General features: G+C 70.0%; 8 protein-coding genes and 1 rRNA gene. 6 read left to right on the top strand and 3 right to left on the bottom strand.

The genetic code is table 11. The annotated features are described in order from the left end of the window. The first annotated feature begins 11 nt into the window (after positions 1 to 11). Positions 12 to 3428 carry a BTAD domain-containing putative transcriptional regulator gene (locus JEQ17_RS22030; RefSeq protein WP_200396829.1) on the top strand — a complete coding sequence of 1139 codons (3417 nt, stop codon included), beginning with the start codon at positions 12 to 14 and terminating at the stop codon, positions 3426 to 3428. A 69-nt stretch (positions 3429 to 3497) separates the two neighbouring features. Here the strand turns inward: JEQ17_RS22030 and JEQ17_RS22025 are convergent, their stop codons facing one another. Continuing rightward, on the bottom strand, positions 3498 to 5405 hold the full coding sequence (locus JEQ17_RS22025) for a sigma-70 family RNA polymerase sigma factor (protein ID WP_200396828.1): 1908 nt from the start codon (positions 5403 to 5405) through the stop codon (positions 3498 to 3500). A gap of 298 nt (positions 5406 to 5703) precedes the next feature. After that, positions 5704 to 6498 (bottom strand): TetR/AcrR family transcriptional regulator, encoded by a 795-nt coding sequence (locus tag JEQ17_RS22020; protein ID WP_200396827.1) that lies wholly within the window; start codon positions 6496 to 6498, stop codon positions 5704 to 5706. Positions 6499 to 6876: 378 nt separating this feature from the next. On the opposite strand from JEQ17_RS22020, the gene JEQ17_RS22015 reads away from it, so the two are divergent. The 3 genes from JEQ17_RS22015 to JEQ17_RS22005 all read left to right on the top strand — a co-directional run bounded on the left by JEQ17_RS22015 (position 6877) and on the right by JEQ17_RS22005 (position 10947). Beyond that, the gene (locus tag JEQ17_RS22015; protein ID WP_200396826.1) at positions 6877 to 8238 is read left to right on the top strand and encodes an NAD(P)/FAD-dependent oxidoreductase; all 1362 of its coding nucleotides are present in this window, start codon (positions 6877 to 6879) and stop codon (positions 8236 to 8238) included. 123 nt (positions 8239 to 8361) lie between these two features. Next, on the top strand, positions 8362 to 10014 hold the full coding sequence (locus tag JEQ17_RS22010; protein WP_200396825.1) for an ATP-binding SpoIIE family protein phosphatase: 1653 nt from the start codon (positions 8362 to 8364) through the stop codon (positions 10012 to 10014). A 102-nt stretch (positions 10015 to 10116) separates the two neighbouring features. Beyond that, the gene (locus JEQ17_RS22005; protein WP_234048314.1) at positions 10117 to 10947 is read left to right on the top strand and encodes a class I SAM-dependent methyltransferase; all 831 of its coding nucleotides are present in this window, start codon (positions 10117 to 10119) and stop codon (positions 10945 to 10947) included. Positions 10948 to 11028: 81 nt separating this feature from the next. Here the strand turns inward: JEQ17_RS22005 and JEQ17_RS22000 are convergent, their stop codons facing one another. Next, positions 11029 to 12300, bottom strand: coding sequence for an MFS transporter (locus JEQ17_RS22000; protein WP_200396824.1), 1272 nt, complete (start codon positions 12298 to 12300; stop codon positions 11029 to 11031). 148 nt (positions 12301 to 12448) lie between these two features. Between JEQ17_RS22000 and JEQ17_RS50510 the strand changes: the two genes are divergently transcribed. Together JEQ17_RS50510 and JEQ17_RS21990 are read left to right on the top strand one after the other, a co-directional pair. Next, entirely contained in the window at positions 12449 to 12997 is a 549-nt protein-coding gene (locus tag JEQ17_RS50510) for a MarR family winged helix-turn-helix transcriptional regulator (RefSeq protein ID WP_200396823.1), read from the top strand. Positions 12998 to 13702: 705 nt separating this feature from the next. Further along, a 16S ribosomal RNA gene (locus JEQ17_RS21990) occupies positions 13703 to 15229 on the top strand. The last annotated feature ends 84 nt before the right edge of the window (positions 15230 to 15313 follow it).

Here is a 15313-nt window from a genome sequence, read left to right as displayed (position 1 = left end):
ACAATGGGCCCGTGCGGTACAGAATCCTGGGCGTCACCCAGGCGACGGACGCCCAGGGCAAGGACGTGCCCCTGGGCGGCCCCCGCCTCCGCGCGCTCCTGACGGCGATGGCCCTGCGAGCAGGCCGAAGCACGTCTCCGGAGACCCTCATCGACGAGGTGTGGCCGGACAGCCCCTCACACGCCGCCCCCGCCGCACTCCAGGCCCTCGTAGCCCGCCTACGCCGAGCCCTCGGCAAGGACGCGATCACCTCGGAGCCCGGCGGCTACCGCCTCGCCACCACCCCCGAGGACGTGGACCTGTTCGTCTTCGAACGCCTGGTCCGCGAGGGCAGGGCACAACTGGACGAAACCCCGGAGACAGCGGCCCGCACCCTACGCGAGGCACTCGACCTGTGGCGCGGCCCGGCCCTGGCCGACCTCCCGGACCGTACGACGGCCGCGACCCGCCCGGAATCCCTCCGCCAGGAGGCGACACGCGCGCGCGTGGAGGCGGACCTGCGCAACGGCCACGCCCACGACGCCGTACCGGAGCTGAGGGAACTCACCGAGACCCACCCGTACGACGAACCCCTGCACGCCCTCCTCATCAGGGCCCTGCGCGACACGGGCCGCACGGCGGACGCCCTGGCCGCGTACGAGAGCGCCCGCCGGGGCCTGGCGGACGGCCTCGGCACGGACCCGGGCCCGGAACTCCGAGCCCTGCACGGGCAACTGCTGACCCCTCGGCCGGCGGCCCCGGCCGCCACCCCGAGCCCGTACACCCCCACCACCCCCTCAAGAGCCGACCGCACCGGCAACATCCGCCCCCGCCTGAATTCCTTCGTGGGCCGGGAACCCGAACTCGACGCCATCCGTTCCGAATTGCACAGGGTCCGACTCGTCACCCTCACGGGACCGGGCGGATCAGGCAAGACCCGCCTCGCCGAGGAAGCCGCCGCCGGGCATCCACAGGCATGGCTGGCCGAGCTCGCCCCGCTCGACCGGCCCGAGGCGGTGACAGGCGCGGTCGTCAGTGCCCTCGGTCTGCGCGAGACCGTGCTGAAGACCCACGAGATGACAGTGCAGCAGGACGACCCGGTCGCCCTGCTCATCGAGTACTGCGCCCCGCGCAGCCAGCTCCTGATCCTTGACAACTGCGAACATGTGATCGGCGCCGCGGCCGAGCTCGCCGAGACCCTCCTCACCCACTGCCCGCGCCTCACGATCCTCGCCACCAGCCGCGAACCCCTGGGCGTGCCCGGCGAGTCCGTGCGCCCGGTCGAGCCCCTGCTCCCCGACCCGGCGCACCGCCTCTTCACGGAGCGCGCGGTCGCGGCGTACCCGGACGCAGACGTCAGCCACGACCCCGCCGCCGTCGACGAGATCTGCCGCCGCCTCGACGGCCTGCCCCTGGCCATCGAGCTGGCCGCCGCCCGACTGCGCATGCTCACCCCGCGCCAGATCGCCGACCGTCTCGACGACCGTTTCCGCCTCCTCACCTCCGGCAGCCGCACGGCGCTGCCCCGCCAGCAGACCCTGCGCGCGGTCGTCGACTGGTCCTGGGACCTGCTCGACGAGCCAGAGCGGACCGTCCTGCGCGAGCTCTCCGTCTTCGCGGGCGGCTGGGACCTGGACGCCGCCGAGGCCGTGTGCACCGGACCCGTGGCCGAGATCGTCGGCGCGCTCGTCGACAAGTCCCTGGTCGTCGCGACGCCTTGCGGCCGAGGAATCAGCGGCATGCGCTACCGCATGCTGGAGACGATCCACGAGTACGCCGCGGAGCGCGCCGCCGAGACCCCCGAGCTGCGTGCCACGGCCGAGCGCCGGCACCGCGCGTGGGTCCGCGCGCTGGTCGAGGAGGCCGATCCGCTCCTGCGGTCCGCCGACCAGCTCCGGTGGATCGGCCGCCTGGAGTCCGACCTGGACAACATCCGTGCGGCACTCCACCGGGCCCTCGTCGCCGCCGACGAGCCGGAGTTGGGCTCCATCGTCCTCGCCATGGGCTGGTTCTGGTGGCTGCGCAACTTCCGCCGGGAGGGCGCGACCTGGGCGGACCAGGTCCTGCGCCTGGGCACGGCACTCGACAGACACTCCGCCGGCACCTTCGAGACTTCCGGCTCCTGCGACGCCTCCGGGACCTCCGACGCCTCCGGCTCCTCCGAGCTCCGAGACCCCTCCCGGCGACATACCCCGGAAGGGCTTCCCGACCTCGACTCCGTCGACCCCGTGGAGGCCTACCTCGCCGACCCCGAGGCCGAGAAGGGGCACCCCTCGCACCGGACCCGCATGAAACTGCGCGTGCTGGATCTCTTCCTGCGGGCGGAGCTCGGCCAGGTCCCGCTGAACGACGAGCGGACGCAGGAGTACGCCAGGGTCGTGCGGGCCACCATGGCGCGGGGCGGTCCGGACGCGGCGCGGTTCCCCGGCATCATCTGGCCGCTGATGGCGTTCGTTCTCGGCAACACCGAAGGCATCCGCGACGACATGGAGAGGTCACTGGCCAACTGCCGGGAGCACGGCGGTGACTGGGAGATCGGCGCGGCCCTCCTGTTCCGCGTCCATGTGGCCGTGGACAGCCCCGGTGGTATGGATGGCGTCGACGAGACCCTCGCGGAACTGCGGGCCGTCGCCCGGCGCACGGGGGACCGCTGGATGCTCGCCCAGGTGAGCAGCGCGGGCGGCGAGGCGGCCATGGCCCGCAGCCGTTTCGACGAGGCGAAGAGCGAGTTCGAGGAAGCCATGCGGCTCGCGGTCGAGGTGGGGGCGTATGTGGAGACGCCGTTCCTCATCGCCCGCCTCGGTGAGATCGCCTACTACGTGGGGGACCGGGCCGAGGCTCTGGCCGCGCTGAACGAGGCGACGGCCGCGGCCGATCGCTACGCGGTGCCGGACTCAAGGGCGTTCGTCCTTCTCATGCGGTCGCAGATGGCCTTCGACGACCAGGACTTCGTACGGGCCCGCGAACTGCACGAGGCGGCCCGCACGGAGATGGACCGTGGCACACCGCCGGCTCAGTTCCTCGCCGCGCTGAACGGCCTCGGCGCGCTGCTCACCGCGGTCGAGGCGAGTCCCGGGGACGGGCTGCGCAAACTGGCCGACACGCTGCGCGAGGCCACGTCCGCGCGGTGCTCGGAGGTGGTCCTCGCCACGCTGACCGAGCGGGCGGCGGGCGTCCTCAGCGACATCGACGACCACGTGCGCGTGGTCCGGTTCCTCGCTGCGGGCTCCCGATGGCGCCAGGGCCACCCCCGTCCGTTGCCCTACAGCCAGGAGTTCGACCGCATCGAGGCAGTCGCCCTGTCCCGTCTGGGCCGGCCGGCGTACGACACCGAGCGGCGCATCGGCGCGACCCTCACCCCGGACGACATCCTGAAAGAGCTCGTCGAGGCAGCGGTCACGGCCACCGTGGCAGCCACGGCCGCCACCACGGACAGCGATCGCCGCTGACACCGGCCCGGGTCACCGGCACCGGTCACCGGCGCAGGAGGCCGGTCGCGTCGGCGGAGCCGCGGGACCTCACTGGCACCGGAACCGTGAATCCGCCCAGTCCGCCAACGCCACCGAGTCGAAGGGCGAATGCGGCTCGACGACCAGGCGGATCGTTTTCCTGCCGGTCAGATCCACATGCACGGGCACCGCGCGATGACCGCCCTGCACCAGCCCCGACTGCCACATCCGGGCCCCGTCCGCGAAGACGGAGAACCGCACCTGACCGAGCCCCATCGTCATGTCGTCGACACCGACCACCGCGTCGTACGAGGAACACGTGCGGTTGAGATCGATGGTGACCGAGGAGGCGCCGTGGACGGTGACCCCGTTCGCGTACGACGTGTCCGCGATCGACATGCCGTACCGCTGCCAGACCCAGCTGCTCTCGCCGAGCCGCATCTCGGGCTCGGTGCCGTCGCCGGTGACGCCGTACTCCAGCTGGTTCCACTGGAAGACCGCCGGGGGAGCGGGCGGAGGGGGAGGCTTCGGAGCCGGTGGAGGCGTGGGCTTGGGTGTCGGCTCCGGCGGGGGAGTCGGTTTCGGGGTGGGACTGGGCGTGGGAGCGGGCGTCGGGGTGGGGCTCGGCGTAGGACGCGGCGAGGGCGCCACGATCGGCACCGGCCGGTTCGGCGCGGGCTCCGCCTTCGGGGGTTTCGGCGACGGGGACGGTACGCGCGGTTCGACGACGGGCGGGGACGGCTCCGGCTTGGCCACGGGATCCTTGGGCTTCACCTCGTCACCGGACAGCGCGAGCGCCACCACGGCGACGGCCGCAGCGACTACACCGGCCGCGATACCCGCCTTCACGGGCGCCCCGAGTCCCTCGGCCGCTGCCCCGCCACCGGCGCCGGCACCTCCGGAGCTGCCGCCCGCCGCCGACGCGGCCCCCGCGGCACCGGCCGCACCCGCGCCCGCCCCGCCCGCGATGAGGGCGACCGCCTTCGCGTACCCGGCGGCACCGAACCAGCCGATGACGGCGATCGGTACGACCGCGGGAATCCCGCTGGCGACTTCCTTGATCTGACCGGCGGCTAGCCGGCACTTGGCGCACTCCTCCAGGTGCTTGCGCAGCCCGCGCTCGGCACGCGTGCGCAATCCGCCGCGGGCGTACGCGCCGAGCCGGTCGGCATAGCGCGCGCACTCCTCGTCGGAGGTGAGCGTGACGCTCACATGGGCCTGGAGATACGCCTGCTTGAGGCCCTCGCGGGCCCGACTGGCAAGGACGCGCGTGCCGTTGGCGTCCAGCCCGAAGAGCGTGGCGACCTCGCTCGGCGACTCGTCCTCGACCTCGGTGTGCCAGAGCACGGCCTGCCACCGCTCCGGCAGCGACCGGAACGCCTGCATGGCCATCGACTGCTCGGCCTCGTGCATCGCCCGGACGTCGGCGCCCAGGTCCAGCGTGTCGTCGTCGGACACCTCGGAGCCGCGCGCGGACTGTGCCGCGAACACGGCGAAGTCGTCGACCAGCTGCTCGCGCCTCGCCGACTTGGTCCAGCTCGCCGCGACACGTCGTACGGTCGTCAGCAGATAGGCGCGTACGGCGTGCTCGGGGCCGCGCCCGCCGCGTACGGCCTGGAGCATGCGGGCGAAGACCTCGGCCGTGAGGTCGTCCGCGGTGTGGGCGTCCCGGCAGCAGGTGCGCGCGTACCGGCGGACGGCGTCCGCGTGGCGCCGGAACAGCTCCTCGTACGCGGTGTCGTCGCCCGAGCGCATCCGCTCGATCAGCTCGGCGTCGGCGGGCGGCAACTCGATCGGAGGCGGCAGTACGCCGCTGTCGTGCCACTCGCGCCGGTCCCGCTGCGGCGGAACGGCCTCCGGGGATCCCGAGGGGGTGCCCTTCGCCCGGCCGCCCTGGCTCGGCACCTGCGGCGACGGCAGCCCACCGGCCTCCGCGCCACCCTCACCGGGTGACTCGTCCCGCCCGTCAACGCTCATCGCGGAAAGCCCCCGCCTGCACACTCGGACCCGAACACCGGGAAAGAGTGCCACACGGACCGACCGCTGTTACCCGGAGGAACGGACCAACCACTCGTCCGTGGAGACTTGCCGAACCACAGCACTACCGTTCACCCGAACGGGGAAGACTCAACCGCCTTCCCCGCCAGGCAGGTTGACAAAAGCGCGCCTCATCAGGGGCGCGGGGAACTGCGCGACAAGCCCCCGCGACCCCGCACCCGACAACGAACCCACACGCATCCCCAGCCGGAGGCACCCGTACCCGCGCCCTTGGGCGTTACGCCGGCCGCGACCGAAGCCCTTCCAGCAGGATGTCCAGCAACCGAGCCGAAGCCGCAGCCTGCTGAGCCGCATCCGGCAAGGACGGCGCCGCCGTCGCGATCACCAGCAGCACATCCGACACCGTGACATCCGGACGCAGCTCGCCCGCCGCCCGCGCCCGATCCACGAGCCGGCCCACGACCTCCAGCAGCTGCGCAGCGCCGGCGTCGTCCTCGATCGACACGACCTCCACGGTCTCCTGCAGAGGAGCAGGCCGCTGCTCCACGAGCCGCAGCTCGGGCGAGAGCGGCTGGGACCGCTGCTGCGGCACCCGCGTCTCGTCGAGGACCGTGCCCTCGGCCCCCTCGTCACCGACGCCCACCCGCAGGATCTGCGGAGGCAGCAGCCGCCCGGCACCCGAGGCCACCGACGTCCGCAGGAAGCGCGAGAGCGCCGACCACGGCTCGTCCTCCTGACCCAGCGCCGAGCGCGCCTGGTCGGTCAGCCGGGAGGTCTCCTCCTCGGCTATCCGCCGGACCAGGACGTCCTTGCTCGGGAAGCGCCGGTACACCGTGCCGACACCGACGCGGGCGCGCCGCGCCACGTCCTCCATCGGCGCGCCGTACCCCAGCTCGCCGAAGACCTCACGGGCCGCGCGAAGTACGTGCTCCAGATTGCGCTGTGCGTCCACGCGCAGTGGCGTCGTGCGCGACGGGTCCCCCACGCCGCGTCCGTTCGATGCCGCCGCACTGATCGCGCCGCCCGCCCCGATGGCAGACGCGGAAGACCATTGAGAATCCTGAATGTGCATATGTGTTCCCCCGGTAATGACGTCTCCCCCCGGAGACTCTCCCCGCCATTGACAGCCGGAGCGAGCGGAACAGCCTTCGCCGCGCGGTATCGCCGCACGGACCCGTCGAGCGCATCCCCCTACACCCCGATGACACACGAACATAGTTGAGTGGGGGTCAATTCAGAAGGGGCAGGTTCCGCACGGAGCGCCCCCCGATCGGACTACGGGCCGCATACGTCCCGGTTGCGCCCCCTACTTCCACCCCGCTCACACCCGCTGACCTGCGAAGCTTCCCCGCACTCCGGCAAATCGGCCAACCGTGCGCGTCTCAGGCGCCCGGTCACACAAATTGACGGGCCTGTGGACAAACTCCCGTAGCCGGTGCGTCATGGGTGAGTGAAGGAACGTGCGCGCATTCTCGTTGTCGGCGGCGGCTACGTCGGGATGTACACCGCTCTCGGGCTCCAGCGGAAGCTGAAACCCGAGCTGAGGCGGGGCGACGTGGAAATCGTCGTGGTGACGCCCGACCCGTACATGACCTATCAGCCGTTCCTGCCCGAGGCCGCCGCGGGCTCGATCTCACCGCGCCATGTCGTCGTGCCGCTGCGCCGTGTACTCGACCAGTGCCGGGTCGTCATCGGCGAGGCCGCGTCCATCGACCACGCCAAGCGCACCGCGACCCTCACCACCCTCGCCACCGAGGAGGAGGGCACGGGCCCCGAGCAGATCACGTACGACGAACTCGTGCTGGCCCCCGGATCCGTCTCACGGACCCTCCCGATCCCCGGGCTCGCCGAGTACGCCATCGGCTTCAAGACCGTCGAAGAGGCCATCGGGCTGCGCAACCACGTCATCGAGCAGATGGACATCGCCTCCTCCACCCGAGACCCCGCGATCCGCGACGCCGCCCTGACCTTCGTCTTCGTGGGCGGCGGCTACGCGGGAGTGGAGGCACTCGGCGAGCTGGAGGACATGGCCCGCTACGCCGCGCGCTACTACCACAACGTCAAGCCCGACGACATGAAGTGGATCCTCGTCGAGGCCTCGAACCGCATCCTCCCCGAGGTCGGCGAGGACATGGGCAAGTACACGGTCACCCAGCTGCGCCGCCGCAACATCGACGTACGCCTGGAGACCCGCCTCGACTCCTGCGCGGACCGCGTCGCCGTCCTCAGTGACGGGGCGCGCTTCCCGACCCGTACGGTCGTGTGGACCGCAGGCGTGAAACCGCACCCCGTCCTCGCGGCCACCGACCTCCCGCTGAACGAACGCGGCCGCCTGAAGTGCACCGCCCAGCTGACCGTCGACGGCACCACGCACGCGTGGGCCGCGGGAGACGCCGCAGCCGTCCCGGACGTCACCGCCGAGCCCGGCACGGAGACCGCCCCCAACGCCCAGCACGCCGTGCGCCAGGCCAAGGTCCTCGCCGACAACATCGCCCGCTCCCTGCGCGGCGAGCCCCTGGGGACGTACGCGCACAAGTACGTCGGCTCGGTCGCCTCCCTGGGACTGCACAAGGGCGTCGCGTTCGTCTACGGGCGCAAGCTGAAGGGCTACCCTGCCTGGTTCATGCACCGCGTCTACCACCTGAGCAGGGTGCCCACCTTCAACCGCAAGGCCCGCGTGCTCGCCGAATGGATCCTGTCGGGGCTCTTCAAGAGGGAGATCGTCTCCCTCGGTTCGCTCGAACATCCCCGTGCGGAGTTCGAACTCGCGGCCGGTGGAAAGCCTCCTCAGAACCCGAAGGGGTCGTCCTGACCGGACCCAGGAACTCCACCGGCCGCGCCCGCGTCTGACGGATGTCGGTCCGGTCGGACACACTGGTCCACACCATGGGCGGGCCGACCGCTCGCCCTTCAAACCCACGAGGCCTGTCCCACTGTGAACTTCACGCGCTGGAGCGCCCGGCTCCCCGGAACGCAGCGCCGCGCGGCAGCGCGGACCGAGGATTCGCCGACGGCGCTCCCTTCGGAGGGCTCCGTGCCCGCGGCACGCGCCGAGCGGCTGTCCGACGCCGCGCTCCTGCCCGCCGTCGACGAGCTGCCGGTCCGCGAGGTCCTCGACCGCATCCCGGCCCTCGTCGCCCTGGTGCAGGGCCCGGACCACCGCCTCGCGTATGTGAACGACGCCTATGTGGCGGCCTTCGGCGTCCGCCCGGCCGGCGAGCCCGCGCGCGTCGCGCTGCCCGAGCTGGCCGAGATCGGCCTGCTGCCGCTCCTCGACCAGGTCCTGCGCAGCTCCAAGCCCCGCACGGTCAAGTCCCGCAAGGCCCCCGGCGGCCGCTCGTACACGTTCACGTGCACCCCGGTCCCCGTCGACGCAGCTGCCACCCCCGAAGGGGGTGGCGTACTGATCTTCGCCGCCGACGTCACCGACCACGCCGAGGCCGCCGAGCGGCTGCGCGCCAGCGAGCGCCGGCAGCGCGAGACCGCCGTCACCCTCCAGCGCTCCCTGCTGCCCCAGGAGCTCGAAGAGCCCGACGACCTGCGCGTCGCCGCCACCTACCACCCCGGTGGCACGGAGGCCGCGGTCGGCGGCGACTGGTACGACGTGATCACCCTCGGCGGCGGCCGCACCGCCCTCGTCATCGGCGACGTCATGGGCCGCGGCGTCCGCGCGGCAGCCGTCATGGGCCAGCTCCGCACGGCCGTCCGGGCGTACGCCCGCCTCGACCTGCCCCCGCACGAGGTCCTCCAGCTCCTGGACGGCCTCGCCATGGAGATCGACGCCAACCAGATCGCCACCTGCGCGTACGCGGTCCACGACCCGAACGAGGGCCGGCTGGTGTACGCCTCGGCCGGCCACCTCCCGATCCTCGTCCGCGACGAGAGCGGCACGGTCCTGCGCGCCGACGAACCCACCGGCCCCCCGCTCGGCACGGGCGGCTGGATGCACGCCTCCGGCTCGATCCCCCTCGGCCCCGGCTCCACCGCCGTGCTCTACACCGATGGCCTGGTCGAGCGCCGCGACGCCGACCTGGACGAGGGCATCGCGTCCCTGGAGCGCGCCCTCGCCGGCGCCACGGGCACCCCCCAGGTGGTCTGCGACCGCCTGGTCCGCTCGGCGGGCGTGACGGCCGACCACGACGACGACGTGGCCGTCCTGGTCCTTCAGCACCCCGCCCGTACGGGACCGGACAGCGAGCTCTTCCGCAACGCCGCCCTGGAACTGCTGGGCGGGGTCGAAGCGGCCCCGCGCGCGCGTGCCTTCGCCTCCGGCGTCCTCACCAGCTGGCGCTTCCCGACCGACCTGCACGATCTCGGCGTACTGGCCGCGAGCGAGCTCGTCGCCAACTCCCTCCAGCACGGCACCCCGCCGATGCGCCTCAGACTCCGCCGCACGGACCGGCGCCTCATCGTCGAGGTCACCGACGGCGACGACCACCTCCCGCGCCGCCGCCGCGCGGAGCCGGCCGACGAGTCCGGCCGGGGGATCGCGATCGTCGCCACCATCGCCTCGAACTGGGGCTCCCGCCGCACCCCGGGCGGCGGCAAGGCGGTGTGGTGCGAGTTCGCACTCCCGCGCACGACCTGACCCCGAAGCAGCGCACCACCTGACGCCTGAGCCGTGCACCATCCGACCCAGGAGCCGCGCGCCATCTGGTCGGACCCGCCCAGCGGTGCTAGTAGCTCACCCATGGCTAGCTCACCCCAGGCAGACGAAACGGGCTTTCAGCTCAAAGGCAGCGCTCCCGAGCGCTACGAGGAGTACAGCGCACCGATCATGGCGCCGTTCGTCGAGGCGCTGCTCGACGCCGTGGACCTGTGTCCGGGCCACCAGGTCCTCGACGTGGCCTCCGGCACCGGCTTCGTGGCCCGCGCGGCAGCCGCCCGGGTCGGCCCCACGGGCCATGTCGCGGCCGCCGACTTCAACGAGGCCATGCTCAAGGTCGCCGCCGCCAAGGCACCCCGCATGTACCCGGACATCGAGTTCGAAGTGGCCCCCGCCGACCACCTCCCCCACCCGGACGACACGTTCGACGCCGTCCTCTGTCAGCAGGGCGTCCAGTTCTTCCCCGACCTCGGCGCGGCCCTCGTCGAGGCTTCCAGAGTCCTGCGCGTCGGCGGCCGGTACGCCGCCACCGCCTGGGCTTCCTGGGACCGCTCCCCGTACTTCGTGGCCCACCACCGCGCCATCACCGAGTACGGCGGCCCGGAGGCCGAGGCGCACTTCGCGATGGCCTTCTCCTGCCCCGCCGAACGCCTCACGGCCGCACTGACCGCCGCGGGCTTCCACGACGTGGTCAGTCATGACGTCACCTTCGGCATCACCCTGCCCCGGCTCGCCGCCTTCGCCCGCGGCCACCTCTCCGCCGTCCCCTGGGGCCAGGCCATCGAGGACGCGGGCGGCCCGGAAGCCCTCACACAGGCCGCCGAAGCGGTGGCCGCGACCCTCACCGACCAGGCGAACCCCGACGGCACGGCAACGCTCCCGTTCACGTCCACCCTGGTGACAGCCATCCACTGAGCACCGCCACGCAAACAGCAGGACGGCCGCCACCACATCAGTGGTGACGGCCGTCCTCTGTTTCTCGGCTTCGTACGCCCGTCAGGCCGCGGTCTGCACAGCCTCGGCCGAAGCCCCGCCCCGCGCCACGACCCGGCTCTTGGCCAGCGACGGCTGATTCTGCAGGGGAGTGAGCTGCTTCCCCAGCCGCACCGCCAGGAACGTGATCCCCAGCGAGAACAGCAGGAACGTCACGACGTACGGAGCATGCAGCGAGGCCCCCATGGGCCCGCCCACCGCGGGACCGACCGCGAGCGCCAGCTGCTTCACCAGGGCGAAGGCGGAGTTGTACTGCCCCGCCATCCCGCTCGGCGCCAGATCCGCGACCAGCGGCGCCACGGTCGGCGACAGCATCGCCTCCCCGAGCCCGAACAGCGCGTACGTCGACACGAACGCTGCCGTCGCCATGGTCTGGCTGGCGTGCCCGAGCCCCGCGTAACCGGCGACGACCCAGGCGAAGGCCCAGATCAGCCCGACAGCGGCGATCACCCGGGACCGCTTCCGCCGCTCGACGAACCGCAGCACGGCGAACTGGGCGACCACGATCATCGCCGTGTTCGCGGCAAGCGCGGTCCCGAGCGCGGACGTGGAGATCCCCGCAGCCTCGACGCCGTACGCACTCAGCCCCGACTCGAACTGCCCGTAGCAGGCGAAGAACAGCACGAAGCCGACCACACACAGCTGCACCATGGCCCGATTGCCGAGCAACTGCTTCCAGCTGCCCCTGGCCTCACCCGGAGCACCCTCGACCTTGGCCGTACGCGGCATCCGTACGGTCACCATGACCACGGCGAGCAGCAGGAACATCGCCGCCTCGATCGAGAACAGGAGTGTGAACGAGCTCGCCCGTGAGGCGTCGACGAGATGACCGCCGATGAGCCCGCCGACCCCGAGCCCGAGGTTCTGCAGGAAGAACTGAGTGGCGAAGGCCCGCGACCGCGTCTCGGCCGACGAGAAGTCCACGATCATCGTCGCGAGCGCCGGCTGCATCACTGCCTGACCGGCACCGAGCGCCGCCGCGGACAGCAGCACGGTCGTCGAACTGCTCGCGAGCCCGAGGCTCAGCGCTCCGACGGCGGCGGTGACCAGGGCGGCGAGCAGCACCGGCAGCGGGCCCCGGCGGACGATGGCCCGCCCGGCGAACGGCAGCACCACGAGCGCGGCCACGGCGAAGACGGCGAGCACGAGCCCCGCCGTCATCGCACCAAGATCCCGTACCTGCGCCACATAGACGTACAGATACGGGACGGTAAAGCCGAGCCCGAACGCGCTGAGTGCGTTGCCCACATGGATCCGGCGCATCTCAGCGCCCATCGCCCTGGTCACTTTCACCTGCCTTGGTAGGAGAAGTCTTACGTCTGCCTCAGGAGTTAGAGGTGAAGACTTCGAAGCTAAAGTTAGGATCTAAACAGTACATCCCGAAGGACTTCAACGCCAAGCGAGCGCGTGCCATACTGCGGCCATGGGTGACACCCCCCGCGTCAGCGAGCCGACGATCGAAGAACAGATCGCCGCCTACCAGCGCGAATTCCAGGACCTCGACCCCCAGGTCGAGAAGATCGTCTCGGCGCTGGGCCGCCTGAACCGCCGCATGAACGTCGCCTACGGCCGCCAGACCGCCACCCTCGGCATGAGCAACGCCGAGTGGGAGGTCCTCAAGGCCCTCGTCCTCTCCGGCGCCCCCTACCGAATGGGCCCGAGCGACCTCGCCAAGCGCCTCGGCCTCACCCCGGCCGCCATGACCCACCGCATCGACCGCATGGTCGCGGAGGGCCTGGTCACCCGGGAACGCGACGAGTCCAACCGCGTACGCGTCATCGTCGAGCTCACCGAAGAGGGGCGCTCGAAGTGGCTGGCGGCCATGCGCCTCGCCTCCGTCTTCGAGGAGGACCTGCTCCAGGACCTCTCCCCGGATGAGCGCGGCGTCCTGGGCGAGGTGCTGACCCGGCTGCTGCGCCGCGTGGAGCACGCGCAGCCGGACGCCGGTGGCCGGCTCACCGACCTTGACTGAGGCCCGAGTTGGGGCTCGGCCCCGGCTCGGACTTCCTGCCCGCCGCTGGTTTGCCGGATGGCCGCCCGGGGGAGACTTGACACTCCCCTCGCCGATCCGTAAGGTTCTTCGAGTTGCCACGGGGCCGTAACGGTTCTGCGGGAGCACCTCCGCCGCAGAAGCGGCACACCAAACCATCAGCACGATCTCCCCAACGGGGCGAATTCGGCGTGCCCGAATTCAATTCGATTTGGGGTCGGCAGCCCGATTAGGAACTGCCGAGAGGATCCGCTAACGTTTGGGACGTCGGAACGGCCCAACAGCCGCAAAGACAAACCCGGTTGACAGGGAGTCAGGCCCGAAAGGATCTGATACAGTCAACACCGCCGGAAGGCCGAAAGGCCAGAAAGCACCGAGGAAATCAGATCGGAAAACGGTCTGATAGAGTCGGAAACGCAAGACCGAAGGGAAGCGCCCGGAGGAAAGCCCGAAAGGGTGAGTACGAAGGAAGCGTCCGTTCCTTGAGAACTCAACAGCGTGCCAAAAATCAACGCCAGATATGTTGATACCCCGTCTCCGGTCGTCATGGCCGAAGATGAGGTTCCTTTGAAAAAGTCCTGCCGGGCATTGTTCCGGCAGGCGCACAGCGAGGACGCAGTGAACGACCGGTCTTATTCCGGCTGGTTGTTCCGCTCTCGTGTGTGTTCTCCCGATTACGGGAATACATTCACGGAGAGTTTGATCCTGGCTCAGGACGAACGCTGGCGGCGTGCTTAACACATGCAAGTCGAACGATGAAGCCCTTCGGGGTGGATTAGTGGCGAACGGGTGAGTAACACGTGGGCAATCTGCCCTTCACTCTGGGACAAGCCCTGGAAACGGGGTCTAATACCGGATAACACTCCTGCCCGCATGGGTGGGGGTTGAAAGCTCCGGCGGTGAAGGATGAGCCCGCGGCCTATCAGCTTGTTGGTGAGGTAGAAGCTCACCAAGGCGACGACGGGTAGCCGGCCTGAGAGGGCGACCGGCCACACTGGGACTGAGACACGGCCCAGACTCCTACGGGAGGCAGCAGTGGGGAATATTGCACAATGGGCGAAAGCCTGATGCAGCGACGCCGCGTGAGGGATGACGGCCTTCGGGTTGTAAACCTCTTTCAGCAGGGAAGAAGCGAAAGTGACGGTACCTGCAGAAGAAGCGCCGGCTAACTACGTGCCAGCAGCCGCGGTAATACGTAGGGCGCAAGCGTTGTCCGGAATTATTGGGCGTAAAGAGCTCGTAGGCGGTCTGTCGCGTCGGATGTGAAAGCCCGGGGCTTAACCCGGGTCTGCATTCGATACGGGCAGACTAGAGTGTGGTAGGGGAGATCGGAATTCCTGGTGTAGCGGTGAAATGCGCAGATATCAGGAGGAACACCGGTGGCGAAGGCGGATCTCTGGGCCATTACTGACGCTGAGGAGCGAAAGCGTGGGGAGCGAACAGGATTAGATACCCTGGTAGTCCACGCCGTAAACGGTGGGAACTAGGTGTTGGCGACATTCCACGTCGTCGGTGCCGCAGCTAACGCATTAAGTTCCCCGCCTGGGGAGTACGGCCGCAAGGCTAAAACTCAAAGGAATTGACGGGGGCCCGCACAAGCAGCGGAGCATGTGGCTTAATTCGACGCAACGCGAAGAACCTTACCAAGGCTTGACATCGCCCGGAAAGCATCAGAGATGGTGCCCCCCTTGTGGTCGGGTGACAGGTGGTGCATGGCTGTCGTCAGCTCGTGTCGTGAGATGTTGGGTTAAGTCCCGCAACGAGCGCAACCCTTGTTCTGTGTTGCCAGCAACCTCTTCGGAGGGTTGGGGACTCACAGGAGACTGCCGGGGTCAACTCGGAGGAAGGTGGGGACGACGTCAAGTCATCATGCCCCTTATGTCTTGGGCTGCACACGTGCTACAATGGCAGGTACAATGAGCTGCGATGTCGCAAGGCGGAGCGAATCTCAAAAAGCCTGTCTCAGTTCGGATTGGGGTCTGCAACTCGACCCCATGAAGTCGGAGTTGCTAGTAATCGCAGATCAGCATTGCTGCGGTGAATACGTTCCCGGGCCTTGTACACACCGCCCGTCACGTCACGAAAGTCGGTAACACCCGAAGCCGGTGGCCCAACCCCCTTGTGGGGAGGGAGCTGTCGAAGGTGGGACTGGCGATTGGGACGAAGTCGTAACAAGGTAGCCGTACCGGAAGGTGCGGCTGGATCACCTCCTTTCTAAGGAGCACTTCTTACCGAGTCCTTCGGGACGAGGTCAGAGGCCAGTACATCGGCGTACGTCCGATGCTGGTTGCTCAAGGG

It is taken from the genome of Streptomyces liliifuscus, from assembly GCF_016598615.1.
Classification (GTDB): domain Bacteria; phylum Actinomycetota; class Actinomycetes; order Streptomycetales; family Streptomycetaceae; genus Streptomyces; species Streptomyces liliifuscus.
The sequence above is the reverse complement of the archived record's forward strand: the minus strand, read 5'-3'. Positions and strand labels throughout refer to the sequence as shown.

Coding starts and splice junctions, on each gene's coding strand:
- JEQ17_RS22025 (WP_200396828.1), bottom strand. CDS start 5,405: ATGAGCGTTGACGGGCGGGACGAGTCACCCGGTGAGGGTGGCGCGGAG.
- JEQ17_RS22020 (WP_200396827.1), bottom strand. CDS start 6,498: ATGCACATTCAGGATTCTCAATGGTCTTCCGCGTCTGCCATCGGGGCG.
- JEQ17_RS22005 (WP_234048314.1), top strand. CDS start 10,117: ATGGCTAGCTCACCCCAGGCAGACGAAACGGGCTTTCAGCTCAAAGGC.
- JEQ17_RS22000 (WP_200396824.1), bottom strand. CDS start 12,300: ATGGGCGCTGAGATGCGCCGGATCCATGTGGGCAACGCACTCAGCGCG.
- JEQ17_RS50510 (WP_200396823.1), top strand. CDS start 12,449: ATGGGTGACACCCCCCGCGTCAGCGAGCCGACGATCGAAGAACAGATC.